Source organism: Saccharothrix variisporea (genome assembly GCF_003634995.1).
Taxonomy (GTDB): domain Bacteria; phylum Actinomycetota; class Actinomycetes; order Mycobacteriales; family Pseudonocardiaceae; genus Actinosynnema; species Actinosynnema variisporeum.
Genome location: NZ_RBXR01000001.1, coordinates 7,910,741 through 7,935,900 on the forward strand (window position 1 = coordinate 7,910,741; position 25,160 = coordinate 7,935,900).

Genomic DNA, 25,160 nt, shown 5'->3' on the forward strand with positions numbered 1-25,160 from the left:
ATGCCCACGGTGACATCGGGTGAAACCACGCTTAGTTTGCGTAGCCCTACGTACTACTACCCGGATTGTTCACGCTCCCGCGTCGCCCGAAGGTGGGTTCCACGTGGCCGTCTGTCGTCACCAACCCCTGCTGGGCGGCCGAGTGGAACGGAGAACTCCGATGCGACAAGACCGCTCGACCCGGCGCCGGGTCGTCACCGCGTGCCTGGCGGCGTCAGCGCTGACGCTGTACGGCTACGGGTACGGCTACGCCGCCGCGCCCGAGGGCTCGATCCGCGGCGCGAACGAGCCGGGCACCGTGAAGGACGCCTACATCGTGGTCCTCAAGGACAGCGCGGTCGACGCGCAGCGGACCCCCGACAAGGCGGGCGAGCTGGCCCGCAGGTACGGCGGCACGCTCAAGCTCACCTACACCGCCGCCCTGCGCGGCTTCTCGGTCTCGCTCGGCGAGGCCCAGGCCCGCAAGCTGGCCGCCGACCCGGCCGTGGACTACGTGGAGCAGGACGGCATCGCCACCGCCACCGGCACCCAGGACAACCCGACCTGGGGCCTGGACCGGATCGACCAGAAGAACCTGCCGCTGGACAAGAAGTACACCTACCGCGGCACCGCGTCCAACGTCACCGCGTACGTGGTCGACACCGGCATCCACAAGGCGCACACCGAGTTCGGGGGCCGCGCGGTCGACGGCTACGACTTCATCGACAACGACTCGGTCGCGCAGGACTGCAACGGCCACGGCACGCACGTCGCCGGCACCATCGGCAGCGGCACCTACGGGGTCGCGAAGGGCGTCAAGCTGGTCGGCGTCCGCGTGCTGAACTGCCAGGGCCAGGGCGAGTGGTCGCAGGTCATCGGCGGCATCGACTGGGTGGCCAAGAACGCGGTCAAGCCCGCCGTGGCCAACATGAGCCTGGGCGGCGGGGCCGACTCGTCGGTGGACGACGCGGTGCGGCGCGCGGTCGCCGCCGGGGTCACCTTCGCCGTGGCCGCCGGCAACGACAACAAGGACGCCTGCTCCACCTCGCCCGCCCGCACGGCCGAGGCGATCACGGTCAACGCCACGGACAGCTCCGACACCCGGTCGACCTTCTCCAACTACGGGTCGTGCACGGACATCTTCGCGCCCGGCACCAGCATCACCTCGACGTGGAACAACGGCAGCACCAACACCATCTCCGGCACGTCGATGGCGACCCCGCACGTGGCCGGCGCGGCGGCGCTGTACCTGTCGGCCAACACCGCCGCCACCCCGGCCCAGGTGTCCAAGGCCCTGACCGACAACGCCACCGCCGGCGTGGTCAAGAACGCCGGCACGGGCTCGCCGAACAAGCTGCTGTACACCGGCTTCCTCGGTGGTCCGCCGGCCACTTGCGCCGGCGGCACGAACACCGACGACGTGGCCATCCCGGACGCCGGCGCCGCGGTGAGCTCGTCCATCACGGTCGCCAACTGCGACGGCGTGGGCACCACCTCGACCTCGGTCACAGTGGACATCAACCACAGCTACACCGGTGACCTGGCCATCGACCTGGTCGGGCCGTCGGGCAACGCGATCGTGCTGCGCAAGGCCGGTGGAGTCGGTTCGTCGGCCGGCATCCACGAGACCTTCACCGTGAACACGTCGGCGGAGAACAAGAACGGCACGTGGAAGCTGCGCGTGACCGACGTCTACTCCTACGACACCGGCACCATCGACGGCTGGTCCCTCTCCTTCTGATTTCCCTGCGATCGTCGGAGGAACAGCGAGATGAAGGCACGACTGACGGCGGTGATCGCAGCTCTGGCCGCGCTGGGCCTGGCACCGCCGGCCACCGCCGCGGAGGCCGACTACGTCCCGGCCAGGCGCCCGTTCGCGGGGAGCTTCCTGGTGTCCCTCAAGGACGTCCCGCGCACACAGGCGCAGATCCAGTCCGAGTCCGAGGCGCTCGTCGGCCGCTACGGCGGGCGGCTCAAGACGGTGTTCACCGTGGCCATGCGCGGTTTCCTGGTGCGCGACCTGCCCGACCGCCAGGCGCGGCGGCTCGCGGCCGACCCGGCGGTCGCGAAGGTCTACCAGGACGGCACCGCGCAGATCGCCGACACGCAGACCGGCGCGACCTACGGCATCGACCGGGTGGACCAGCGCAACCTGCCACTGGACACCAAGTACACCTACAACACCACCGCGTCCAACGTGACCACGTACGTCCTGGACACCGGGATCCGCAAGTCCCACACCGAGTTCGAGGGCCGGGCGTCCGACGGCTACGACTTCGTGGACGAGGACCCGGAGGCGCAGGACTGCAACGGCCACGGCACCCACGTGTCCGGCACGATCGGCGGCAAGACGTGGGGCATCGCCAAGAAGACCAAGCTGGTGGCGGTGCGCATCCTGGGGTGCGGCGGCAGCGCGCCGGACTCCGACGGCGTCGAGGGCATCGAGTGGATCGCGCGCAACGCGGTGAAACCGGCGGTCGTCAACGGCAGTTTCACCTTCGACACCCCTGGAATCGGCGACGACGCCATCGCCCGGCTGAACGCCGCCGGCGTGACCTTCGTGGTGGCAGCGGGCAACAGCTCGGCCGACGCCTGCAACACCGGCCCCGCGCGCAACACCAACGTGATCGCGGTCGGTGCGACGGACAACCAGGACAACCGGGCGTCGTTCTCGAACTACGGCTCGTGCGTGGACATCTTCGCGCCCGGCAACAACATCACGTCCGCCGGTCACTCCAGCGACACCGGCAGCGCCACCATGAGCGGCACGTCGATGGCGTCCCCGCACGTGGCCGGCGGCGCGGCCCTGTACCTGTCGGGCAACCCGTCCGCGTCCCCGGCCGACGTGCTGAAGGCGTTGACGGACAACGCGACCAGCGGCGTGGTGAAGAACCCGGGGACCGGTTCGCCGAACAAGCTGCTGTACACCACGGCTTTCGGCGGCGGCACCCCGCCCGTGTGCTCCGGCGGTTCGAACACCGACGACGTGGCCATCCCGGACGCGGGCGCGGCGGTCAGTTCGTCCATCACGGTGGCGAACTGCGACGGCGTGGGGACCGCGTCGACGTCGGTGAAGGTGGACATCAACCACTCCTACACCGGTGACCTGGCCATCGACCTGGTCGGGCCGTCGGGCAACGCGATCGTGCTGCGCAAGGCCGGTGGTGTGGGTTCGTCGGCGGGGGTCCACGAGACCTTCACGGTGAACACGTCGGCGGAGAACAAGAACGGGACGTGGAAGCTGCGCGTGACCGACGTGTACGCCTACGACACCGGCAGCATCGACGGGTGGAGCATCACGTTCTAGACCGACTGTCCGGTGCGGGTGAAAACGGCGGGCGGCGGCTCACAAGGCCACCGCCCGCCGTTCATGCGGTGATGAACTCGTAGACGACCGCTTCCGACCGCAGGCCGCCGGCGTCGAGCGAGCGCACGAACAGGCGGGCGAAGCCGCCCGGAGGGTCCACGCGGACCTCGGCCCGTCCCGTGGGGTCGGCGCGGACGGTTCCGGGGTGGTCGAAGGGGGACGGGCAGGTGAGGTCGTCCCAGGGTTCGACTTCGCAGGTCGGGGCCGGGGTCTCCTCGTCGAAGCCGTACTCGAAGCCGGCCACGTCCGGGTCGCCGCCGCCGTCGAAGACGAACGTGCCCGGTTCGTCGGCGGGGGAGGGGCCGGAGGAGGCGGGTGGGTAGTTGGGCGAGGTCACGGTCGGGTGGGGTGGGGGTGTGGTGTCGACCGTGAAGTGGCACAGCGCGGACCACGGGCCGTCGCTGAGGCGGGCGTGCCAGGTGTAGGTGCGGCCGTGGGTGTAGGTGCCGGGCATCGACGTCCACGCGCCGCCGGCCGGGTTGATCCGCACGCCGGGGCGTTCGGTGCGGTCGTGCGGGTCGTCCCGGGGCCACAGGGCGAAGTCGACGGTCTGGTGCGGCTCGGGGTCGGTCACGCGGACCGCCAGCCGGTCGAGGTGGGCGTGCAGGGTGGCGCCGCAGGGCCGGCCGCCGTTGCGGGGGTCCACGACGGACCCGGGTGCGGCGGCCGTCGTCGCCAGGACCAGGGCGACGACGGCCGGTGCTGCGAGGAGTCTTCGCATGGGGGCTCCTGTGCGTGGGCTCGCGGGTGCTCGCGGGGGTCCGCACAGGTTCGCACGCGTGATCGTTTCCCCGATCGGGCGATCAGCGCTGGTACTCCTCCCAGGTCTCCTTCGGCGTGACCACGGGACCGTCGTCGGGGCCGCGGTTGGCCAGGCCGTTGTAGCCCAGGTAGTAGTCGCCGGCCTGGTGCTGGGCGGCGGTGGACAGGTCCGGGTCGGCCAGCGCGATGGCGTGGATGTGGTAGTCGAAGCCCTGGTCGGGCGTGCGGATCCAGGCCGCGAAGCCGACCTGGCGCAGGACGCGGGCCACGGTGGTGCGGGTCGTGGAGGTCATGCCGGACACGGAGATGTCCAGCGCGCCGCCGCCGTCGTGGGTCCCGGCGGAGCCGGGGTTGCTGGTGGTGTAGGAGCCCTGGGTGATGCCGAGGGTGCGGCCCAGCAGGCGTTCGGCCTCGACCAGCATCGCCTTGGTGCGGGTGTTCATGGTGGCGCTGTGGTAGGTCGTGCGGCTGCCCGCCGAGACCAGGCGGGTGACGGTGTAGCGGTTCTCGCCGAGCTTCTGGATGGACGTCGGGCCGGGGAAGCCCGAGGCGTCGAGGCCGGTGTAGCCCAGGGACCGCTGGTAGGCGGCGTAGGCGTCGACGGTGCGGGTGCCGAAGTGGCCGTCCACGTAGGTCGAGGGCAGCAACCCCTTGGCGCTGAGCGCCCGTTCGACCTGGAGCACGCTGTCCCCGCTGCCGGGCGTGATGGCGGTGTCGGCTCGGCGGGGGTCGATCTGCGCCGCCTTGAGCACGGCCTCCATGTCCACGACGGGCAGCGCGGCCCCCGCCGGGACGGGTGCGACGAGCACCCCGAGCACGACGCCGAGCGCCACCGCGATCTTCTTGATCACGCTCACCTCCACCGGTTGTCAGGAGCAACCAACTGGTGGACCAGTGAAGCGCGGCGGCGGTCGTCTTGGCAATGGTTGACTTCAGGTGAACGAAGTTGGTTGAGAATTCACGCCTCAGGGTCGGTCCACGGTCCCTCGGGGTGCTGCGCGCGGTCCAGCCACAGCCGCGGCTGGAGTTCGGCGAGGCCTGCGGCGAACCCGTCCTCGCCGGGGAACCACCCCGCCTTGTCCGGCCACAGGCACTGCAGGAACGGCACACCCGGGGTGTCGCGGTAGAAGCGGAGGGCGGTGCCGAAGAACACCGGGTGCCACTCCTCGCGGACGTCGGCGAACAACACGCGGTAGCCGCCGTCCAGGACGCCCTCGACCCGGTCGCCGGGCGCCGGCGCGCGACCGGCCCGCACCTCCTCGCCGATGACGTTGAGCATGGGGTGCATGACCGCGATGTCCAGCCCGAACATCGCGACCTCGGGCACGCGGAACGTGTGCCACAGGCCCACGGTGAACGCCCAGCCCGCGCTGATGTCGTCCTCGGGGATCATGATCACGCCCCACCCGACTCGGCGGACGTCCTCGGCGAGCTTGCGGTCCACGGCGTTCACCCGGACAGGCTAGTCGGCACAGTCGCCCGGTTCCGGTCACGCCGGCGGCACGGCATTGCTACGGTTGCCCCCGATGGAGCAACGCCTGCGGTGACAGGGGGACGACAGGTGCCGGATCGCAGGGCACGGCTGGACGACGCCATCCGTTCCTTCCAGGAACAGGCGAACAAGGTCGCCCAGATCAAGGACAAGCTGGCCGAGCTGCGCGGGCAGGCGCGCAACGGGGACGGGTCGGTCGTGGTGACCGTCGCGCCGTCCGGCGCGGTGCTGGGGTTGCAGCTCTCGCCCGGCGCCATGCGGATGAGCCACACCCAGCTCCAGCAGGAGATCCTGGGCACCATCCGCCAGGCCACGCAGAACGCGGCACAGGCGTTGCAGGACACCGTCGGCCCCGTCCTCGGGGACAAGGCCGCGCAGTTCCAGGAAGCCTTCAGCGCGCACTCGCCGATCCAGCCGCTGGGCCCCGAGCCGGTGACCAACGTGCCGCCCGGCGCCCCGCCGCAGCAGATGCCGCCGCCGCACATGCCGCCCCGCCCGCAGCCGCCGGCCGGGCCGCCGCAGCCGGGGTGGCAGCAGAACCGGCCGGCCGCGCCGCCGGTCACGCGGAACCGACCGCCCGCCCCGGAAGTCGGAGACGACGACGAGGGCTTCGGCGGATCCATCTTGAGGTAACGGGGGAACGGGGAGAAGTGACCGGCTACGACGTCGACAGCGGCGCGCTGCTCGCGCACAGCAAGGGCTCGCAGGAGGCCGCCGACAACTTCGGCCAACTCGCCACGCTGCTGGAGCAGGCGCGGGTGTCCGACGACTGCTTCGGCCCGCTGGGCGAGCTGATGGCGTTCAAGTACTTCGACAGCCTCCAGGAATGCCAGGACATGGCCGACAAGGCCAAGACCTTCATGGAGGGCGTCGCCGAGCGCGCCGAGCAGACCGCCCAGACCTACCTGGAGGTCGAGGACCTCATCCGGTCGGCGTTCACCGACCTGGACAAGGGCATGAGCGGCCCGGGTGGTCTCGGCGACCTCAACAGCGCGGGCGCGAGCAAGAGCAAGGGTTTCCTGGAGCAGCACGCCGGCTACGGCAGCTCGTGGGTCAGCACGTCCGGCGACATCGCCCGCGCGAGCAGCCCGCCGGACGTCGCGATCGCCGCGGTCAACGCGCGCATGGAGCAGCTCCAGCTGATCATGAGCCCCGGCCAGTCGTTCATCGACAACGGCCTGGGCTTCCTGATCGGCCTGGTGATCAGCCCGATCGTGGAGTTCGTGCTGGAACCGGCCATCGGCGACCCCGAGCAGATGCGCAGCACCGCGCAGGGCTGGTCGAAGGTCGCCGAGTGGCTCGACCAGGCGGGCGAGCACGAGCGCAACCGCGCCCAGGCCACGGCCGAGGCGTGGAAGGGCCAGGCCGGCGACAAGTTCCGGCAGCAGATGGGCGAGTTCGCCGAGGGCGCGAAGGCCTTCGCGAACGAGATCCGCAACGTCCAGCAGATCCTGGAGATCGCGGCGGACCTGTTCGACGCGTTCGTCGAGATCTGCATCGACATCCTCCAGGAACTCGTAATGGGCCTCATCATCGAGTGGCTGGCGGCGATCGCCGCGTCCTGGATCACCGCGGGCGGCTCGCTGGGCGCGGCGGGCGCGGCGACCACCGCGCAGGTGTCCATCGCGGGCGGCCGGCTCGGCATGAAGGTCAGCCAGCTGCTGCGCAAGCTGATGCCGCTGATCAACCGCCTCGAGGGCATCCTCCAGAAGCTGCGCAAGGGTCCGCTGAAGAAGTTGGTCGACCAAGCGGAAAACCTCCGCGAGGGCAACTTCGCTCAAAGGATGATCTCGCGCAGCATCGACTCGAACCCGCTTGCGAAGATCCTCACCAAAGCGGACAACGTCGTCCGGGACGGCGCGGAGACAGCCACCTACGCGTCCAAGACCGCCAACAGGTTCGCGCAGCGGTACGGCGTGGACGGCAATGGCGCCAACGCCCTGACCACCAACCTCGCGGAGGCAGGTCTTCGCATGGCGGGCTTGAGTGGTACCGGTCGTCCGACGACCGCTGCCAAGGACGCTCTCATGGAGAACGCGCCGGGCCTGGCGATGGAGCAGGGCATCAAGTACGGCTACAACAAGGCGCAGGACCCGTCCTCCGACGAGGAGCGGCAGGACGCCATGAACCGCGGATTCGAGTACGAGTAGCCCGATGATCAACTTCAGCGCCATACCCGCACCGGGGCTCGTGTCCCGGCTGCGGGTGTGCCGCCCCGGCGAGCAGTTGCTGTGGGCGACCACCCACAGCACCTTCTACTTCGACGTCGAGGGTTTGGACCAGCTCGGCAACCCGCGCAAAAGCATGCTCAACCGCGGTGTTCGAGCGGTGGGCAGAGGAGTCGGGGATTTCGCCCTGGAACTTGCCGCCGGGATCGTGTTCGGGGCGACCGACGAGGGGAGCGCCGACCGACCTCCGTCAGCCGATCACATCCTCTTCGGGCCTGGTCCGGGCTGTCTCGCCCACCAGGCCGTGCCCGCGATCGGCACGCCGGGGCGGGCGGGCGTGAAGGTGTGGACCCTGACGTCGCAGCGGCTGGTGGTGTCGGTCGTGAGGGTGCGTGAGGCCGAGCCCGAGCCGGAGAAGTCGTTCCTGGGCAAGACGATGAGCTTCGGCAAGGACTTGGTGGACTTCGGCGTGGACGTCGCCAAGATCGTCGCCGGCAGCTACCACGACTACGGTCCCAACAAGTCCGGCGAGCCGGTGGCCGTGCCGGAGGTGGTGCGGCTGCACGAGTTCCCGCGCGCGCAGATCGGCGGCGTCGGACCCTTCGAGCGCAAGGGCAAGCCCTGCCTTCGAGTGTCGCTTGTGGACGGTTCAGGGGTGGACTTCGTGTTCCCGCAGCCGGAGTTCGTGCACCGCGCGGTCGAGTTGACGAACGGGGCGCGATGACCGGGACGTTCGGCGCGGACGACGAGGTCGTCGAGCGCGAGCTCAACCAGTTCTGGCTGGCCCCCGGCGAGCGGCTGGTGCTGGGCCTGCCGCCGGTCGAGGCGCACGTGGCGGCCCGGATCGGCGCCGAGGTGCGCGTGCCGTTCCGGGCGGTCGGCGAGGTGCCGGAGTTGGACCTGGGCAAGGAGCACTGGCCGCTGCCGACCGAGCACGTCACAGCCCAGCCGGACGTGGACTGGGTGGACGACCGGACGGTCGGCTACTTCGTCGTGGCCCGGCAGCCGTCCGACGCGGCGGTCCGCCTCGCCGACCACTTCGCCCACTCCCGGGGACGGGCGCGGCTGGCGGCGAGCGACCGGCGGGTGGCGGTGGTGTACCCGACGAAGCTGCTGTCCAAGGAGCCGGGGTCGGTGTTCACGACCTTCGCCGAGGTCCCGGCGGGGCAGGTGGCCGGCCTGGACGCGGTGTTCGTGGGGAACAGCCTCGGCGTGCCGCCGGTGGTCCGGCTGTCCTTCGTGGACGGCTCGGTGCTGCACGTGCGCGACCCGCAGGCCTGGCAGAAGGTGCAGCGGGCGCGCTCGCGGGTCTAGGCGGCGGTCCAGCGGTCGATGACGGTGGTCAGGGTGTCCAGGGGGACGGCGCCGTTGGCCAGCACGTGGTGGTGGAAGTCGCGCAGGTCGAAGCGCGGGCCCAGGGCGCGCTGGGCGCGGGTGCGCAGGTCCTCGATGCGCAGGCGGCCCACCAGGTAGGCCGTCGCCTGGCCCGGCCACGCGATGTACCGGTCGATCTCGTTGCGGACGTTGACCTCCGACAGCGCCGAGCCGTCCCGCAGGAACGCCACCGCCCGGTCGCGGGACCAGCCGAAGTGGTGCATCCCGGTGTCCACGACGAGCCGGCACGCGCGCCACGCGTCGAACGACAGCATGCCCATCCGGGACAGGTCGTCGGAGTACAGGCCCATCTCGTCGGCCAGGCGTTCGGCGTACAGGCCCCAGCCCTCGGCGTGCGCGGTCACGTAGGTGAAGCGCCGGAACGCGGGCAGGTCGCCCAGCGACTGCGCGACCGCGATCTGGAGGTGGTGGCCGGGCACGCTCTCGTGGAACGACAACGCCTCGTACTCGTAGCGCGGGCGCGACCACGGGGCGTGCGTGTTCACGACGTACGTGCCGGGGCGTGAGCCGTCGTCGGCGGGCGGCCCGTAGTAGGCCAGCGTCGAGTTCTCCGCCTCCACCGCGTGCATCGGCTCGACCTCGCACGGCGCGATCGCGTACGGGTGGAACCAGCCCGGCAGCGCGCCCTCCGCGCGGCGCAGGGCCGAGGTGGCGGTGTCCACGATCTGCTCGGCGGTGGCGAAGCGCAGCGAGGTGTCCTCGCGCAGCCGGCGCAGCACCTCGGGGACGTCGTGCGTGCCGAACACCCGTTCGCCCAGCGCGGCGAACTCCTCCCGCAGCCGGTCCAGCTGGTCCAGGCCGATCCGGTGGAGCCGCTCGGGGCTCCACGACGTCGAGGTGTGCGACCGGGTGGCCGCCGCGTAGGCCGCCTCGCCGCCGGGGACGTGGCACAGGCCGACGCGGTCGTCGTCGCGCCCGGACAGCCCCGCCAGGGTGTCGGTGAGCCGGGCCAGGGCGGGCCGGACGGTCCGAGCCACCTCCGCCGCCACCCGGTCCAGCCGGTCGGGGTCGCCCTCGGCGGGCCGCAGGAACGGGTCCTCGGCGGGCGGCGAGGCCAGGTAGGAGCGCAGTTGCCGCACGGCCTGCCGCACGCCCGTGGCGGTCGAGTGCCTGCCCTCACGGGCGGCCTGCCGGTAGCGGGCGCCCAGGGCGTCGAAGTAGCCGCCGAGCGCCGCCAGCCGCCGCAGGTAGGCCGCGAAGCCCTCCTCACCGCGCGGCCGGACGGTCGGCACGATGGCGAACACGGCGTTCTGCGGCCCGGCAATGGTGGCCGTCACGCCCACCTCGAACGCGCCGACCCCCAACCCCGACGCCAGCTCGGCCCGCTGGTCGGCCAGCAGCCGGTCCAGCATGTCGCGGGTGACCAGGTCCTGGGGTGCGGTGGCCGCCGGGAGCGCGTCCAGCCTGGTCCGGAAGCCGGCGAGCCGGTCCAGGTGCGCCCGGTCGGCCGCGCGGCCGGGGTCGGGCACCGCGTCGTCGTGGCCGGGCGCGCCGAACGCCGTGGCGCCGAACGGGTCGAACGCGAGCAGGTCCGCGAAGTAGTCCGCCGAGAGGGCCGCGAGGTCGGTCACCGTGCTCCTTCCGCCGCGTCAGGTCTAGTGCCTGGCCGCCCTCCCGCGCATCCCTCGATGGGGTGAGCCGGGGTGGGGGCCGGCGGCAGGCGGGTAACCCCTCCCGGGAGTGTCCACGCCGGACACTCGCGGCAAGAGGAGGGTGTTCGACGATGGGCATCGGCGACAAGTTCGACGAGCTGAAGGACAAGGCCAAGGACGCGCTCGGGCAGCACGGCGACAAGGCCGAGCAGGGCATCGACAAGGCCGGCGGCTTCGTGGACGAGAAGACCGGCGGGCAGCACTCCGAGCGGATCCAGCAGGGAACCGACAAGGCCAAGGAGGGCCTGCGCGACTTCGGCCAGCAGCCGTAACACGCGCCGGCCGTAGCCCGCGCCGGCTGTGACGCGCGCGACGAACGGGGCCGTCCGGCGAGCGGGCGGCCCCGTTCCGCGTGGGTTCTACAGCCTGGCGGCCAGCAGTTGCTTGCCCTGCTCGGCGCCCTTGCGGCTCTCGCCCTGCGCCCGGCGGAAGAACTCCGCCAGCTCGCTGTCACCGGCGCGCTCGGCGTCGGCGATGTAGGTCTCCAGTCGAAGGGCGTTGCTCAGGCACGCCTCGACGAACCAGATGATGTTGTAGTCCTTGTCCTTGGTACCGGTCACCTGGCCGGTCTCCTGGGTGGTGGACACCTGTCCTCCTTCCGAACCGACTGCGTCCACTACCGGGGTTACCCGCGAATAAGTGCCGTACCCCTACGGATCACGTCCCTGATTGTTCCCGTCCGGGTGTCACCCGACAGTGGGCTTGCCGCCCCGACCCCTGCCGGGGTGGTTGTCCGCCTGGAAGGGAAGCACAGTGAAACGACCACGTCCCAGGGGCCTCGCACCCCTCGTCGCGGCGGCCGTGCTGCTACCGCTCCTGCCCCTGTCGGGAGCCTCCGCCGCACCGGGCACCGCGCCCGCCGTCACCTTCGAGGGTGACACGATCCCCACCCGATCGGACGCCGGCGCGTTGTTCTACAACGGCCAGGACGCCACCGTCGACGAGTTCCCCGCCATCATCGCCGGCCTGCGCGAGGGCGGCTCACGCCCCCAGGGCCAGTCGTGCACCGGCTCGGTCGTCGCGCCCCGCAAGGTCCTCATCGCCGCGCACTGCGCCGACGCCGCCGGCGAGAAGAGCTTCCTGTACGGCCTGGACGACCTCAACGCGTCGGGCGGCTTCCGCACGAAGGTCGTCGAGTACAAGAAGCACCCGAAGTACGTGAACTTCGACCAGGGCTACGACGTGGCGGTGGTGACCGTCGCCGACGACATCCCCGTGCGCGGCGGCAAGTACGCCCAGTTCGCGACCTCGGCCGACGCGGGCCTGGCGGTCCCCGGCAAGAGCGGCCTGGGCTTCGGCTACGGCAAGAAGGACTTCGACGACGCCTCGCGCGACGTCACGCTGGACAAGGCGACCCTGCCGATCGTCAACGGCGACACCCAGTGCCAGGGGGTGGGCGCGGGCTTCAAGTCGGCGACCATGATCTGCGCCGGGTACGCGGACGGCCGGGTGACCATCCTGCCCGGTGACAGCGGCGGTCCGCTGATCGTGGACGGCAAGGTCGTCGGGGTCGCGTCGTGGAGCCGCAGCGACTTCAAGTGGTACAGCGTGTACGGGCGGCTGACCAACGACATGGGCGACTGGGTCAAGCAGGAGGTCGGCGCTCCCCAGTCCGACTTCACGTTGGGCGTTTCGCCTGCTTCCGTGAAGGTGGCGGCCGGCAAGTACGCGTCCACGACGGTGACGTCGGTGGCTGGTCCGGGTGGGTCGGAGCAGGTGACGTTGTCGGCGTCGGGCCTGCCTCCCGGGGCGAAGGCGGTGTTCCAGCCGACTTCTTTGCCGACCGGTTCGAACGCGAAGCTGACCGTCGAGACCGCTTCCACGACCCCTGCCGGCACGTACTCGGTCACGGTGACCGGGACGTCGTCCTCCGGGAAGACCGCTTCCACCACCCTGTCGCTGACTGTGGAGAGCGGCACGCCCCCGGTGGGTGACGTGAAGGTCGCCGTGTCGCCGTCGTCGGGCACCGTGCAGCAGGGCTTCTTCGCGCAGTTCTCGGTGACGGCGTCCGGCGGGACGGGCAACCTGACCCTGTCGGCGTCCGGCCTGCCGTCGGGCGCGCAGGCCCAGTTCAACCCGACCACCATCGCCCAGGGCGGCACCAGCGGGGTGTTCCTGACCACGAACTTCCAGACCCCGCCCGGGACCTACCGGGTGACGATCAAGGCGACGTCGGCAGACGGCAAGACCGGCACCGCCACCTACACCCTGACCGTCACACCGTGGGGCGCGCAGGGCATGAAGACGGCCTGACCGAACGATGGTTCACGTGGTCCCCGGCCCCGCGGTCGGGGACCACGGTCGTTCTCAGGGCAGTTCCGCCCACACCGTCTTGCCGGTCGCCGTGGGTGTCGTTCCCCACTCCCGGCTCAGGGCGGCGATGATGATCAAGCCCCGGCCTCTGGCCGAGTCGACCTCGATGGGTCTCGGGGACGGCTGGGTCGGGGACGAATCGGACACCTCGATCCGCACGCCGCCGTTCCGCGTCCGGCTGACGCTCAGTTCCACAGGCCCCGCGGCGTGGTCCACCGCGTTCGACACCATCTCCGTGACCACCAGCGCCGCGTCTTCGGCCACGTCGGGCGCCACGCCCCACGCCGCCACCGCCTCGCCCACGATGCGTCGTGCCTGCGCGGACGCGCCTGCGGTCGCGGGCAGCGTCACGGCCACCGGCGTCGCTGGCTCGTTGCGCACAATCCGCTCCCCTTGATCGGCCGTTACCGCATCGTCGCACATTCCTCCCTTGGACCACCCAGTGGTCGCGTCGACTTGCCGCGTGCTGCACGATCTGTAGCGGCACGGCACCCGTCGTGCGGGAAGGCGCGGAACGCGATGGACTTGCAGGTGCGCAGTGAGGTGCGCGGCGGCTGGACGGTCGTCGCGGTGACGGGCGAGCTGGACGCGGACACCGTGCCCGTGCTCTCCGACCACCTCGAAGAGACTCCGGGGCAGCGGGTGGTGGTGGACCTGGCCGGCGTGCCGTTCATGGACACCACGGGCCTGTCCCTGATGCTCGACTGGCACCGCCGCCTCGACACCGCCGGGGGCCAGTTCCGCATGGCCTCGCTCCAGCCCGCCGTGCAGAAGCTGTTCCGGCTCACCGAGCTGGCCGAGTTCATGCACATCCACGACTCCGTGGACGAGGCCACGGCGAACTAGTCCGCCGCCTGCACGACCAGCATGGTCAGGTCGTCGTGCTCGGCGGCGCCCAGCCAGTCGAACACCACCCGCCGCACGTGCTCGGCCACCGCCTCCGCCGGCAGGCCCACGCACTCCGCCAGCGCCGCCTTCAACCGGACGTCGCCGAACAGGTCCTCCCGGTCGCGGCGCGCCCGCGCCTCGGTCACGCCGTCGCTGTAGATCAGCAGGGTCTCGCCCGGCGCCAGCGCGACCGTCGTCTGCTGGAACTTCACCTCGGGCAGCACGCCCACGATCCCGCCGTGCACGGCCACCTCGTCCACCCGCCCGCCGGCGCGCAGCACCAGCGGCGCGGGGTGCCCGCCGGCCGCCAGGGTCACCCGCAGCCCGCCGGCCTGCACGGGCACGAGGTTGCCCACGACCAGGGTGGTGAACAGCCGGCTGCCGGCCGCCCGCAGCGCCGAGTTGAGCAGGTGGAGCAGCTGCGCGGGCCGCTGCTCGACCAGCAGCAGGGTGTGCAGGGACCGCCGCACGTGCCCGGCGTGCACGGCCGCCTCCAGCCCGTTGCCCGCCACGTCGCCCAGCACGAACGCGGCGCTGCCGTCCTCGCGCGGGTGCACGTCGTAGAAGTCGCCGCCGACGAGGTTGCGCCGGTGCGCGGGCTCGTAGACGCGCGCCAACCGAGTGCCGGCCAGGGTGGGCAGCGGACGGGGCAGCAGGTCCGCCCGCAGCGCCTCCACGGTCTGCTCCTGCTCGCTGAACCGCGTGCTCGCGTCCAGCGCCGCCGACGCCCGCTCGGCGAACCGCTCCAGCAGCTCCAGGTCCCGCGACCGGCCGAAGCTCACCAGCGCGCCGCGCCCGTCGAACGACACGGCGACCCCGGATCCCGAGGGCCGACCCCACGGCGCATCACCCGGGTGGGGGATCTCGGCGTGTCGCGCGGAGCCGTCCAGGACGTCCAGCAGCCCCGGCACGGTGCCCGCGATCTGCCGGGTCGTGCGCGCGACGGCCACGTCGGAGCCGTCCCGCCGCCACCACTCCAGCCGGCCGCGCGCGCCCGGCACCACGACGACGGGGTGGTCCGACGGCGCCAGCTCGACCACGGTCCGCAGCGTCTCGTCACGGTCGGTCAGCACGGCGAGCCGCTGCGACGCCCGCTCCAGGAAGTCCTCGACACCCCGGTACCACGCGGTCCACCCGCCGCCCAGGTCCTGGGCACGGCCGTGCGGCGAGGCCGGCGCGCCGGGCCTGGCCTCGGGGAACAGCACGGCGGCGAGCGGGTTGGCCAGGCGCACGACCCCCTCCGGGTCGAGCACCACCACGGCCTCGTGGAAGCCGTCGACGAGGCGGCGCCACGCGTCGAGGTCGAGGCCCGCGTCGGCGCCCTGCCGGTAGCCTTGGGCCATCGCGGCTCCTGTGTGTCGGGTCGTGCCCCAACCTAGCGGACACGCCGCGTTCAACAGTGGCAGGCTTGGCGCACATCCGCAGACGTTGGAGGCCCTCGTGACGACCGCCCAGGACGACACGGACGTGACCCTGGCCCGCCTGCTGTCCGCGATGCGCGAGATGCGGGACGGGAACTTCCGCCGCCGGCTCGTGGTGCCCGACGGCCCGGCCGCCGAGCTGGCCGAGGTGTTCAACGAGATCGCCGAGCGCAACCAGTGGCTGGTCGGCGAGCTGGTGCGGGTGCGCCAGGCGGTGGGCCAGGAGGGGCGGCTGAGCGAGCGGCTCGCGCCCGGGGCCGGTCCGCAGGGCTGGGCGATGGCCGCCGACGCGGTCAACGGCCTGATCGACGACCTGACCCGCCCGACCGCCGAGCTGAGCCGGGTGCTGGCGGCCGTGGCCGAGGGCGACCTGTCCCAGGAGATCACCGTCACCGCGCGCGGCGACGTGGCGACCCTGGTGGAGAGCTTCAACTCGATGACCGCGACCCTGCGGACGTTCGCGGGCGAGGTCACGCGCGTGGCGCGCGAGGTCGGCACCGAGGGCCGGCTGGGCGGCAAGGCCAACGTGCCGGGCGTGGCGGGGACCTGGCGTGACCTGACCGACTCGGTGAACTTCATGTCCGACAACCTCACCGCGCAGGTCCGCGACATCGCGCAGGTGGCGACGGCGGTGGCGCAGGGCGACCTGTCGCAGAAGATCACCGTCACGGTCGCGGGCGAGATGCTGGAGCTGAAGGACACCGTCAACACGATGGTCGACCAGCTCAGCTCGTTCGCCGACGAGGTCACCCGCGTGGCCCGCGAGGTCGGCACGGACGGTCGGCTCGGTGGTCAGGCGCAGGTCCCCGGCGTCGGCGGCACCTGGCGCGACCTGACCGACAACGTCAACTTCATGGCGAACAACCTGACCAGCCAGGTCCGCAACATCGCCCAGGTCGCGACGGCGGTGGCGCAGGGCGACCTGTCGCAGAAGATCACCGTGGACGCGCGCGGCGAGATCCTCGAGCTCAAGGACACCATCAACACGATGGTGGACCAGCTCAGCTCGTTCGCCGACGAGGTCACCCGCGTCGCCCGAGAGGTCGGCACCGAGGGCCGGCTGGGTGGTCAGGCGCAGGTCCCCGGCGTGGCCGGCACGTGGCGCGACCTGACCGACTCGGTGAACTTCATGGCGGGCAACCTGACCAGCCAGGTCCGCAACATCGCCCAGGTCACCACGGCGGTCGCGCAGGGCGACCTGTCGCAGAAGATCGACGTGGACGCGCGCGGCGAGATCCTCCAGCTCAAGACCACGATCAACACGATGGTCGACCAGCTCAGCTCGTTCGCCGCCGAGGTGACCCGCGTGGCGCGCGAGGTCGGCAGCGATGGCCGCCTCGGCGGTCAGGCCCAGGTCCCCGGCGTGGCGGGCACGTGGCGTGACCTGACCGACTCGGTGAACTTCATGGCGGGCAACCTGACCGCCCAGGTCCGCAACATCGCCCAGGTCGCGACGGCCGTGGCGCGCGGTGACCTGTCGCAGAAGATCACGGTCAACGCGCGCGGCGAGATCCTGGAGCTGAAGGACACCGTCAACACGATGGTGGACCAGCTGTCGTCGTTCGCCGACGAGGTCACCCGCGTCGCCCGAGAGGTCGGCACCGACGGTCGCCTCGGCGGTCAGGCCCAGGTCCCCGGCGTGGCGGGCACCTGGCGGGACCTGACCGACTCGGTGAACTTCATGGCCAACAACCTGACCGCCCAGGTCCGCAACATCGCCCAGGTCACCACGGCGGTCGCGGGCGGCGACCTGTCCCAGAAGATCACCGTCGACGCGCGCGGCGAGATCCTCGAGCTCAAGTCGACCATCAACACGATGGTGGACCAGCTGTCCGGCTTCGCCGACGAGGTCACGCGCGTGGCCCGCGAAGTCGGCACGGACGGTCGCCTCGGCGGCCAGGCCCGCGTGCCGGGCGTCGCGGGCACGTGGAAGGACCTGACCGACAACGTCAACGTCATGGCCGACAACCTGACCACCCAGGTGCGCAGCATCGCGGCGGTGGCGGCGGCGGTCGCGGGCGGCGACCTGTCGAAGAAGATCACCGTCGAGGCCAAGGGCGAGATCGCGGCCCTGGCCGACACCATCAACGGCATGGTGGACACGCTGCGCGCGTTCGCCGACGAGGTCACCCGCGTGTCCCGCGAGGTCGGCACCGAGGGCATCCTGGGCGGTCAGGCCCGCGTCCCGAACGTGGCCGGCACGTGGAAGGACCTGACCGACAACGTCAACTTCATGGCGAACAACCTGACCAACCAGGTCCGCAACATCGCCCAGGTCACCACCGCCGTCGCCCGCGGCGACCTGTCCAAGAAGATCGACGTGGACGCCCGCGGCGAGATCCTGGAGCTCAAGACCACGATCAACACCATGGTCGACCAGCTGTCGTCGTTCGCCGACGAGGTCACCCGTGTCGCCCGCGAGGTCGGCACCGAGGGCAAGCTGGGCGGCCAGGCCGAGGTCGAGGGCGTGTCCGGCACGTGGAAGCGGCTCACCGAGAACGTCAACGAGCTGGCCGGGAACCTCACCCGGCAGGTGCGCGCGATCGCCGTCGTGGCCACCGCCGTGACCGCGGGCGACCTGAGCCGCCAGATCACCGTGGACGCCTCCGGCGAGGTCGCGGAGCTGAAGGACAACGTCAACCGGATGATCAGCAACCTCCGCGAGACGACCCGCGCCAACCAGGAGCAGGACTGGCTCAAGACCAACCTGGCACGGCTGTCGGGCATGATGCAGGGCCACCGCGACCTGCACGCCATGGCGTCGCTGGTGATCAGCGAACTGGCCCCGCTGGTCTCCGCCCAGCACGGCGCGTTCTTCCTGGTCGACGGCGAGTCCGACGCGGTCGAGCTGACCGCCACCTACGCCTACCAGCCACGCGGCGGCCGACCGACCCGGTTCGCGCGCGGCGAGTCGCTGATCGGCCAGGTGGCGGTGGAGAAGAAGACCGTGCTGGTGCGGGACGTGCCGCCGGGCTACCTGGAGATCGGCTCGGGCCTGGGCTCCGCGCCGCCGCTGAACCTGGTGATCCTGCCGGTGGTGTTCCAGGGCGAGACGCTGGGCGTGATCGAGCTGGGGTCGTTCAGCGAGTTCACCGAGGTCCACCTGGACCTGCTGGACCAGCTGAAGGAGAACATCGGCGTCAACGTCAACACCATGCTCGCCAACGCCCGCACGGACAGCCTGCTGGCCGAGTCGCAGCGCCTGACCGAGGAGCTGCGGGCCGGTTCGGTGGAGCTGGAGGCGCGGGCAAGGCAGCTGTCCTCGGCGTCGAAGTACAAGTCCGAGTTCATGGCGAACATGAGCCACGAGCTGCGCACCCCGCTCAACAGCCTGCTCATCCTGGCCAAGCTGCTGGCCGACAACCTCGACGGCAACCTCAACCCGAAGCAGGTCGAGTTCGCGAAGACCATCCACTCGGCGGGCACGGACCTGCTGCAGCTCATCGACGACATCCTGGACCTGACCAAGGTCGAGTCCGGGCACATGCAGGTGCAGACCGACCCCGTGCGGGTGTCGGACGTGGTGAACTACGTCGAGGCGCTGACCCTGCCGCTGGCGGCGGAGAAGAACCTGGAGTTCGAGGTCACCGTCGAGCCGGACGTCCCGTCCACCCTGCACACCGACGAGCACCGGCTGCAGCAGATCCTGCGCAACCTGCTGTCCAACGCGGTGAAGTTCACCCACGACGGCGCCATCCGCCTGCGCATCCGCCTGTCCGAGGGCGCGGTCGCCTTCGACGTGCAGGACACCGGCATCGGCATCCCGGCGGACAAGCTGTCGGTGATCTTCGAGGCGTTCCAACAGGCCGACGGCACCACGTCCCGCAAGTACGGCGGCACGGGCCTGGGCCTGTCCATCAGCCGCGAACTGGCCGCCCTGCTGGAAGGCCGCCTGGACGTGCGCAGCGAACCGGGCGTCGGCTCGACGTTCACCCTGTACCTGCCCCTGGGCGACCACAGCCTGGTCCCGACCCCGGTCGAACCGGAACTCCCGGAGCTGCTGACCCCGGTCGAGGAACCGACGACGGTCGCCGAGGCCCCCGACGACCTCCCCCCCGCGCCGATGCGCTTCCACGGCGAGAAGGTCCTGATCGTCGACGACGACCTGCGCAACGTCTTCGCCCTGACCAGCGTGCTGGAACTGCACGGCCTGGAGGTGATCTACGCGGACAACGGGATCACCGGCGTGCGGGCCCTGGAGCAGTACGACGACGTGTCGCTGGTGCTGATGGACATCATGATGCCGGAACTGGACGGCAACGCGACGATCGCGGCGATCCGGGCGATGTCGCGGTACGCGGACCTGCCGGTGATCGCGGTGACGGCCAAGGCGATGAAGGGGGACCGGGAGAAGTCCCTGGCATCGGGTGCGACGGATTACGTGACGAAGCCGGTGGACACCGAGCACCTGCTGCGGCTGATCGCCTTCTACCTCGGCCTGGAACAGGACTAGCCACGCAGTCCTGCGGCGAAGCCGGCAAGCGGCAGTCCACCGGAGAGGACACAACCCAACTTGGGCTTCTTGCTTTTGTCATCTCCGTATGGCCTGCCCGAAGGGCTACCACAGATTTCCCCGGGTGCAGCCGAAAGTTTTTGCGAGGAACGAGCAAAAAGTTTTAGCGGCACCCGGGGAAATCTGTGGTAGGCTCCGCCAGGCCATACGGAGATGACAAAAGCAAGAAGCCCCCGCCGTTGCAGTTGGGTCATCTTTGGTGGCCTGCCCGCCGGCGAGGCGCTTTTAATCTTGAGAGCGCGAAGCGCAAGCTTGAGAGCGAAGCGTCGAGTTCAAAGATCAAAAGCGGCGCTCGCCGCGCGGCAGGCCGCCAGCGGGGGGTGAAGGGCGTCGGTTCCCCCGCCGTATGGCCTGGCGGAGCCAACCACATTTTGGGCCGGGTGCCGCTAAAACTTTTTGCTCGTTCCTCGCAAAAACTTTCGGCTGCACCCGGCCCAAAATGTGGTAGCCCTTCGGGCAGGCCATACGGCGGGGGAACCGAGGCCCTCCACCTGTGGTTGAGACCACCACACGCACAGCGCGCTGCGCGCGCCAAAGAAGGACTTGCCGCTCTCGGCGCACCGCTACACGGTCCGCGACCGCATCGCCTACTGACTCGGACCACCAGTCGGTCGTGGACGGCTGGTCGATCGGCTTGTCCGCCAAACACTGGGTGACTGCGCAGTGGCCTGTTTGAACGCTCGGCTGAACGCTTCCTCGGACTCGTACTCGATCCGCCTCGCGATCGCGGCGACCGTCATGTCGGTGGTGGCGAGCAGGTCTTGGGCGACGCGCATGCGCCACTCGTTGACGTAGCGGATCGGTGACAGGCCCAGGATCTCGCGGAAGCGGGCGTCGAGCGATGACCGTGAGACCGCCGTCAGCCTGGCGAGGTCGTCGACGGTCCACCTGCGTCCGGGGTGGCCGTGGATGGCCTTCATCGCCGGGGCGAGCACCGGGTCGCGCACGGCCGCGAGCCAGCCCCGGTCGGCCCCGGGCGCGGTCGACAGGTAGAGGCGCAGCACTTCGATGATCAGCATTTCGGGCAGCTTCGTCCGTCGGATCCCGCCGCCACCGGGAGCTTGCTCGAGGGCGTAGGCGATGCTGGCGTCGAACCACGATCGTGCGGGGCCGTCCGTGGTGGGTACGACGAACGCGGGAGGGAACGCCTTCAGGTCGGGGTCGAACAGCGGGTCCTCGGAGTACAGGCACCCGCACACGACGTCCGTCCGGGAGCCGCCCTCGCCGTGGCGGAGTGTCGGCATCTCGTGCCACGGTGGCGGCGGGGCGACGGTCATGACCGACACGGGTTCGACCGGCTCCTCGCCGCCGACCAGGAATTCGTCGCCGTACGGGAGCACGATCACGTCTCCGGCGTCGGCCCAGGTGCGGTCGCCGCCGGGGGTCGAAACCCAACAGCGTCCCGATGCCACGACGTGGAACAGGACCAAGCGCTCGGCACCGGGGTGCATCATCGCGGCGAACCCAGGGCCACCCAGGTCGGACAGCGCCCAGCGTTCGGTGAACTCGCAGCGCATGAAGATGGCGCCCTCGAGGCGGATCCGCTCGAGCGCGTCGTTCAGGGGCTCGACCGGAGCGCTTGCGCCCTCGGTCATCGCCCGACCGACCTCGGCGTCTTCATCAGGTCTTTCGGCTTCACCGTCATGGCCGGCGGCGGGGCATCGCCACCACAGTCGACTGTGTCATCAGCCGCGTGTGAACGCCATCCGGAGGTGCATCGAGATGACCAGCACGACTACGGGGTTGTGGAAGCAGCACAGCGGCAACCCGGTCGAGAACTACGAGCGGTACTTCGTCCCGACGATCGGCACCGCCTGGGCCGGTGCCCTGCTCGAGGCGGCCGACCTGCGCGCCGGTGAGCGGGTGCTCGACATCGCATGCGGTACCGGTGTCGTGACTCGTCGTGCCGCCGAACGGGTCGGGCCTCGCGGATCGGTGACCGGCCTCGACATCAGCGCCGGCATGCTCGAGATCGCGCGCGCGGGCAGTGCCGAGATCGACTGGCGCGAGGGGGACGCGGCAGCGCTGCCGCTGCCCGATGGCGCCTTCGACGTCGTCGTCAGCTCACTCGGCATGCAGTTCGTCGAAGACAAGCAATCGGCTCTCCGCGAGGTGCACCGCGTCCTCACCCCCGGCGGACGCGTCGCCATCGCAACGGTCGGCCCGACTCCACCGCTGTTCGCGGTCCTCGAACAGGCACTCGCACGGCACGTGTCACCCGAAGTGGCGGGCTTCATGCGTGCGGTGTTCTCGCTGTACGACCCGGAGCAGCTGCGGACGCTGGCGACCGACGCCGGGTTCGACGACATCGACGTCCGGTCGAAAGCGCTGACGGTCACCCTGCCCGCGCCGGCGGAGTTCCTCTGGCAGTACGTCCACAGCACGCCCCTGATCGCCGCGATCGCAACGCTCGACGACGCGAAGTCGGCCGCACTCCAGCAGGACGTCGTGGCCGGGTGGCAGTCGTTCGTCAGGAGCGGGGAGTTGGTGCTGACCGCGAACGCCGTCCTCACGACTGCGAAGCGGCGCAAGGGGTAGACGGGCGGGTCGATCGGCGAGGTTGCGGCGGAGGTCGGGGCCCGCCGCCGCACACCGCATGCGAGTCGACGGTCCCGTGGATCGCGTCAGGTGCGGCCGACGCGGCGGACCGTTGCCACGATGTCGGCGTTGGTCGCGCCCTTGACCAGGTACTCGAGCACGCCCTCCCGCCGCATCTCGTCCACCACCGCCACGTCGACGTGGGCGGAGAAGGCCATCAGGCGTGTCGAAGGGCTGCGGCGGCGGATCTCGCGGGCCACGCGGGGGCCTCCGCCGCCGGGCATTCGGACGTCGAGCACGGCCACGTCGGGGGAGTGGCGTTCGGCCAGGGCGATCGCGTCGTCGGCGGTGCGGGCGACGGCTACCACGGACAGGTCCGGTTCGGCGGTCAGGACGTCGTGCAGGGCCTCGCCGATGAGGGTGTCGTCGTCGCAGATGAGCACGCGCAGCGGGGCCTTCACGGGTGCTCCGGGCGGGGTGTGGTGAAGGGGAGCCAGTAGCGGACCGACGTGCCGCCGCCGGGGCGGTCGCCGGCGGTCCACCAGCCGCCGGCGGTTTCGGCGCGTTCGCGCATCTCGATCATGCCGAAGTGTTCCGTGCCGGGCCTGCGGTGGTCGATCACGGCGCCGCCGCGGCCGTCGTCGGAGACGTCCACCAGGGTCCCGTCGTCCACAGTGGACAAAGTTATCTCCACAGTGGACGCTTGTGCGTGCTTGCCGACGTTCGCCAGCGCCTCCTGGAAGATCCGGAAGATCGTGATCGCCGTGTCGCCGACCGGCTCGCGCTCCAGCAGGTCGTGCACGGCGTACGCCAAGCCCCAACGGGGGACGATGTCGCCCAGGTAGCGCTCCAGAGCCCGGACCAGGCCCAGCTGGTCCAGTTCCGGCGGGCGCAGGCGGAACACCAGCAGGCGCAGCCGGTCGACGGTGTCGCGGACGGTGGTGTCGAGCCGGTCCACGGCGGCGCGGTGCTCCTCGGGCAGCGTGGCGGACAGCAGTTGCAGGCGCATCCCTACGGCGACCATGGCCTGGATCGAGTCGTCGTGCACGTCCCACGCGATGCGCCGCCGCTCCAACTCCTGCGCCTCGACCAGGTGGCTGACCAGCCTGCGCCGCTCCAGCAGCGCCTGCTCGGCCCGGCGGCGTTCGGTCATGTCCCGGGTGACCTTGCCGAACCCGCGCAGCTGCCCGTCGTCGTCGAACAGGGCGGTGATCACGACGTTGGCCCAGAACCGCGTGCCGTCCGCGCGCAACCGCCACCCCTCGTCCTCCAGCCGCCCGTCGGCGATGGCGGCCTCCAGCTCCCGGGCGGGCTTGTCGGTCGCGATGTCCTCCGGCGGGTAGAACACCGAGAAGTGCCTGCCCAGGATCTCTTCGGCCCGGTAGCCCTTGATCCGTTCGGCGCCGGCGTTCCAGCTCACGATGTGGCCGCCCGGGTCGAGCATGAAGATGGCGTAGTCGACGACACCCTCCACGAGCAGCCGGAACGCGGACTGGTCGAGGGGCTCGGGCCTGAGCGGCGATCCGGACATGGCGCCACTGTGCACCATCGCGGCGACCGCCGGCGGCCGGGGCGCTAGCCCAGCTCGCACCACACGACCTTGCCGTGCGCCAACGGGGTGACACCCCACGCCCGGGACAGCCGCCCGATCAACGGCAACCCCCACCCGCCGCGCACGCCCGCGACCCGCTGACCGGGCTGTTCGGGGCTGCCGTCGGACACCTCGACCCGCACCCGGCGGACCCCGCCGAGCAGCTTCAGCACGGCCGGCCCGCGCGCGTGTCGATTGGCGTTGGCGACCAGTTCGGAGACCGCGAGCACGACGTCGTCGTGCACGCCCGTGTACCCCCACCGCACCAGCGTGCGCCGGGTGAACTCGCGAGCGAGCCCGGCGCCGCCGCGCCCCTCGGGCGGGCTGAACTCCGCCACCAGGTCGGCTGCCGGCACGTCCACGCTCGCAGGGTGGACCACGAGCCCCCGGAAAGCGAGACGCAGCCAAACCACCACGTCTGGTGCAAACGCACCAGGCGCTAGTCGACCAGGCCCTCGCGGCGGGCGATGGTGACGGCCTCCAGCTTCGACCGGGCACCCAGCTTGTCCAGCACCCGCTGCACGTGGTTGCGGACGGTGTTGCGGGCGACGCCCAGGCGGGTGGCGATCTCGTCCGTGCTGGCGCCATCGGCGAGCAGCGCCAGGGTCTCGCGTTCGCGCGCGGTCAGGGATGCGCCGGTCGGGGGCACGCGGCCGGTCAGGCGGTTGAGCACGCCGTTGAGCAGGGTGCCGTCGAACACCGCCTCGCCGTCCGCGACCCGGCGGACCGCGTCGGCCAACTCCTCCAGCCGGGACGACTTGAGCACCAGGCCCGCACCGCCCGCCTCCGCCACCCGGGCGGCGACGGACGCGGTGGCCTCGCCGGTCAGGACCAGGACCCGGGCGCCCAGCGCGGCCAGGTCGCCGATGGCCGACGTGCCGTCGCCATCGGGCAGCCGCCGGTCCAGCACCACGACGTCGGGGCGGTGCTCGCGGGTCGCGGCGACGGCACCCGCCACGGAGCGCGCGGTGGCGACCACGTCGAGGCCGGCGGTGTGCTGGAACGCCAGTCCGATCGCCTCGGCGACCATGTCGTGGTCCTCGACGAGGAGTACGCGGATCGGGTGGGGCGGCATGCGGCT

23 protein-coding genes are annotated in these 25,160 nt (G+C 71.1%); 11 read left to right on the plus strand and 12 right to left on the minus strand.

Going from position 1 to position 25,160, the window contains the following annotated elements:
* The first annotated feature begins 160 nt into the window (after positions 1-160).
* Together DFJ66_RS36245 and DFJ66_RS36250 are read left to right on the plus strand one after the other, a co-directional pair.
* On the plus strand, positions 161-1,720 hold the full coding sequence (locus DFJ66_RS36245; RefSeq protein WP_121228181.1) for a S8 family peptidase: 1,560 nt from the start codon (positions 161-163) through the stop codon (positions 1,718-1,720).
* A gap of 30 nt (positions 1,721-1,750) precedes the next feature.
* Positions 1,751-3,286, plus strand: a complete 1,536-nt coding sequence (locus DFJ66_RS36250; RefSeq protein WP_121228183.1) for a S8 family serine peptidase — start codon at positions 1,751-1,753, stop codon at positions 3,284-3,286.
* Positions 3,287-3,347: 61 nt separating this feature from the next.
* Here DFJ66_RS36250 and DFJ66_RS36255 read toward each other — a convergent pair whose 3' ends face one another.
* The 3 genes from DFJ66_RS36255 to DFJ66_RS36265 form a co-directional block, all read right to left on the minus strand.
* Positions 3,348-4,067, minus strand: a complete 720-nt coding sequence (locus DFJ66_RS36255; RefSeq protein ID WP_121228186.1) for a hypothetical protein — start codon at positions 4,065-4,067, stop codon at positions 3,348-3,350.
* Positions 4,068-4,149: 82 nt separating this feature from the next.
* On the minus strand, positions 4,150-4,956 hold the full coding sequence (locus DFJ66_RS36260) for a peptidoglycan-binding domain-containing protein (protein WP_121232257.1): 807 nt from the start codon (positions 4,954-4,956) through the stop codon (positions 4,150-4,152).
* Positions 4,957-5,066: 110 nt separating this feature from the next.
* A complete protein-coding gene (locus DFJ66_RS36265) occupies positions 5,067-5,561 on the minus strand; it encodes a DUF4262 domain-containing protein (protein WP_121228188.1) in 495 nt (164 codons plus the stop codon).
* A 108-nt stretch (positions 5,562-5,669) separates the two neighbouring features.
* Here DFJ66_RS36265 and DFJ66_RS36270 point away from each other — a divergent pair, with 108 nt between their 5' ends.
* Genes DFJ66_RS36270 through DFJ66_RS36285 form a run of 4 tightly spaced genes read left to right on the plus strand, consistent with a single transcriptional unit; the run spans position 5,670 to position 9,082 of the window.
* Complete coding sequence (locus tag DFJ66_RS36270; RefSeq protein WP_121228189.1) at positions 5,670-6,233, plus strand: YbaB/EbfC family nucleoid-associated protein; 564 nt, start codon at positions 5,670-5,672, stop codon at positions 6,231-6,233.
* Positions 6,234-6,250: 17 nt separating this feature from the next.
* Positions 6,251-7,750 carry a WXG100 family type VII secretion target gene (locus tag DFJ66_RS36275; RefSeq protein ID WP_121228191.1) on the plus strand — a complete coding sequence of 500 codons (1,500 nt, stop codon included), beginning with the start codon at positions 6,251-6,253 and terminating at the stop codon, positions 7,748-7,750.
* Between the two features lie 4 nt (positions 7,751-7,754).
* On the plus strand, positions 7,755-8,492 hold the full coding sequence (locus tag DFJ66_RS36280) for a hypothetical protein (protein ID WP_121228193.1): 738 nt from the start codon (positions 7,755-7,757) through the stop codon (positions 8,490-8,492).
* Positions 8,489-9,082 (plus strand): hypothetical protein, encoded by a 594-nt coding sequence (locus DFJ66_RS36285; RefSeq protein ID WP_121228195.1) that lies wholly within the window; start codon positions 8,489-8,491, stop codon positions 9,080-9,082. The genes DFJ66_RS36280 and DFJ66_RS36285 overlap by 4 nt, the downstream gene beginning before the upstream one ends.
* On the opposite strand, the gene DFJ66_RS36290 is transcribed toward DFJ66_RS36285, so the two are convergent.
* A complete protein-coding gene (locus tag DFJ66_RS36290) occupies positions 9,079-10,734 on the minus strand; it encodes a DUF885 domain-containing protein (RefSeq protein ID WP_121228197.1) in 1,656 nt (551 codons plus the stop codon). The two genes, DFJ66_RS36285 and DFJ66_RS36290, sit on opposite strands and share 4 nt — an antisense overlap.
* 152 nt (positions 10,735-10,886) lie before the next feature.
* Between DFJ66_RS36290 and DFJ66_RS36295 the strand changes: the two genes are divergently transcribed.
* Positions 10,887-11,087, plus strand: coding sequence for an antitoxin (locus DFJ66_RS36295; RefSeq protein ID WP_121228199.1), 201 nt, complete (start codon positions 10,887-10,889; stop codon positions 11,085-11,087).
* 87 nt (positions 11,088-11,174) lie between these two features.
* On the opposite strand, the gene DFJ66_RS36300 is transcribed toward DFJ66_RS36295, so the two are convergent.
* The gene (locus tag DFJ66_RS36300; RefSeq protein ID WP_121228201.1) at positions 11,175-11,402 is read right to left on the minus strand and encodes a hypothetical protein; all 228 of its coding nucleotides are present in this window, start codon (positions 11,400-11,402) and stop codon (positions 11,175-11,177) included.
* Between the two features lie 166 nt (positions 11,403-11,568).
* Here DFJ66_RS36300 and DFJ66_RS36305 point away from each other — a divergent pair, with 166 nt between their 5' ends.
* Positions 11,569-13,068, plus strand: coding sequence for a trypsin-like serine protease (locus tag DFJ66_RS36305; protein ID WP_121228203.1), 1,500 nt, complete (start codon positions 11,569-11,571; stop codon positions 13,066-13,068).
* A 54-nt stretch (positions 13,069-13,122) separates the two neighbouring features.
* Here DFJ66_RS36305 and DFJ66_RS36310 read toward each other — a convergent pair whose 3' ends face one another.
* Positions 13,123-13,509, minus strand: coding sequence for an ATP-binding protein (locus tag DFJ66_RS36310; RefSeq protein WP_121228205.1), 387 nt, complete (start codon positions 13,507-13,509; stop codon positions 13,123-13,125).
* A gap of 138 nt (positions 13,510-13,647) precedes the next feature.
* On the opposite strand from DFJ66_RS36310, the gene DFJ66_RS36315 reads away from it, so the two are divergent.
* Entirely contained in the window at positions 13,648-13,974 is a 327-nt protein-coding gene (locus tag DFJ66_RS36315) for an STAS domain-containing protein (RefSeq protein WP_121228207.1), read from the plus strand.
* Here the strand turns inward: DFJ66_RS36315 and DFJ66_RS36320 are convergent.
* On the minus strand, positions 13,971-15,359 hold the full coding sequence (locus DFJ66_RS36320; RefSeq protein WP_121228209.1) for a PP2C family protein-serine/threonine phosphatase: 1,389 nt from the start codon (positions 15,357-15,359) through the stop codon (positions 13,971-13,973). The two genes, DFJ66_RS36315 and DFJ66_RS36320, sit on opposite strands and share 4 nt — an antisense overlap.
* 97 nt (positions 15,360-15,456) lie before the next feature.
* Between DFJ66_RS36320 and DFJ66_RS36325 the strand changes: the two genes are divergently transcribed.
* Positions 15,457-19,890, plus strand: a complete 4,434-nt coding sequence (locus DFJ66_RS36325) for a hybrid sensor histidine kinase/response regulator (RefSeq protein WP_397556373.1) — start codon at positions 15,457-15,459, stop codon at positions 19,888-19,890.
* 647 nt (positions 19,891-20,537) lie between these two features.
* On the opposite strand, the gene DFJ66_RS36330 is transcribed toward DFJ66_RS36325, so the two are convergent.
* A complete protein-coding gene (locus DFJ66_RS36330; protein ID WP_121228211.1) occupies positions 20,538-21,545 on the minus strand; it encodes an AraC family transcriptional regulator in 1,008 nt (335 codons plus the stop codon).
* 127 nt (positions 21,546-21,672) lie between these two features.
* Here DFJ66_RS36330 and DFJ66_RS36335 point away from each other — a divergent pair, with 127 nt between their 5' ends.
* A complete protein-coding gene (locus DFJ66_RS36335; protein WP_170199871.1) occupies positions 21,673-22,488 on the plus strand; it encodes a methyltransferase domain-containing protein in 816 nt (271 codons plus the stop codon).
* 86 nt (positions 22,489-22,574) lie between these two features.
* Here DFJ66_RS36335 and DFJ66_RS36340 read toward each other — a convergent pair whose 3' ends face one another.
* The 4 genes from DFJ66_RS36340 to DFJ66_RS36355 form a co-directional block, all read right to left on the minus strand.
* Entirely contained in the window at positions 22,575-22,949 is a 375-nt protein-coding gene (locus tag DFJ66_RS36340) for a response regulator (protein WP_246030051.1), read from the minus strand.
* Entirely contained in the window at positions 22,946-24,019 is a 1,074-nt protein-coding gene (locus tag DFJ66_RS36345; RefSeq protein WP_121232261.1) for a PAS domain-containing sensor histidine kinase, read from the minus strand. Before DFJ66_RS36345 ends, DFJ66_RS36340 begins: the two co-directional genes overlap by 4 nt.
* Before the next feature lie 44 nt (positions 24,020-24,063).
* Positions 24,064-24,441, minus strand: a complete 378-nt coding sequence (locus DFJ66_RS36350; protein WP_121228215.1) for an ATP-binding protein — start codon at positions 24,439-24,441, stop codon at positions 24,064-24,066.
* 77 nt (positions 24,442-24,518) lie between these two features.
* Positions 24,519-25,154 carry a response regulator transcription factor gene (locus DFJ66_RS36355; RefSeq protein ID WP_121228217.1) on the minus strand — a complete coding sequence of 212 codons (636 nt, stop codon included), beginning with the start codon at positions 25,152-25,154 and terminating at the stop codon, positions 24,519-24,521.
* Positions 25,155-25,160 lie beyond the last annotated feature (6 nt).

What these genes read in the sequence shown, in the direction of transcription:
- DFJ66_RS36245 (WP_121228181.1), top strand. Translation starts at nt 161, where the DNA reads ATGCGACAAGACCGCTCGACCCGGCGCCGGGTCGTCACCGCGTGCCTG.
- DFJ66_RS36345 (WP_121232261.1), bottom strand. Translation starts at nt 24,019, where the DNA reads ATGTCCGGATCGCCGCTCAGGCCCGAGCCCCTCGACCAGTCCGCGTTC.
- DFJ66_RS36250 (WP_121228183.1), top strand. Translation starts at nt 1,751, where the DNA reads ATGAAGGCACGACTGACGGCGGTGATCGCAGCTCTGGCCGCGCTGGGC.
- DFJ66_RS36355 (WP_121228217.1), bottom strand. Translation starts at nt 25,154, where the DNA reads ATGCCGCCCCACCCGATCCGCGTACTCCTCGTCGAGGACCACGACATG.
- DFJ66_RS36295 (WP_121228199.1), top strand. Translation starts at nt 10,887, where the DNA reads ATGGGCATCGGCGACAAGTTCGACGAGCTGAAGGACAAGGCCAAGGAC.
- DFJ66_RS36320 (WP_121228209.1), bottom strand. Translation starts at nt 15,359, where the DNA reads ATGGCCCAAGGCTACCGGCAGGGCGCCGACGCGGGCCTCGACCTCGAC.
- DFJ66_RS36255 (WP_121228186.1), bottom strand. Translation starts at nt 4,067, where the DNA reads ATGCGAAGACTCCTCGCAGCACCGGCCGTCGTCGCCCTGGTCCTGGCG.
- DFJ66_RS36285 (WP_121228195.1), top strand. Translation starts at nt 8,489, where the DNA reads ATGACCGGGACGTTCGGCGCGGACGACGAGGTCGTCGAGCGCGAGCTC.
- DFJ66_RS36335 (WP_170199871.1), top strand. Translation starts at nt 21,673, where the DNA reads ATGACCAGCACGACTACGGGGTTGTGGAAGCAGCACAGCGGCAACCCG.
- DFJ66_RS36315 (WP_121228207.1), top strand. Translation starts at nt 13,648, where the DNA reads ATGGACTTGCAGGTGCGCAGTGAGGTGCGCGGCGGCTGGACGGTCGTC.
- DFJ66_RS36330 (WP_121228211.1), bottom strand. Translation starts at nt 21,545, where the DNA reads ATGACCGAGGGCGCAAGCGCTCCGGTCGAGCCCCTGAACGACGCGCTC.
- DFJ66_RS36280 (WP_121228193.1), top strand. Translation starts at nt 7,755, where the DNA reads ATGATCAACTTCAGCGCCATACCCGCACCGGGGCTCGTGTCCCGGCTG.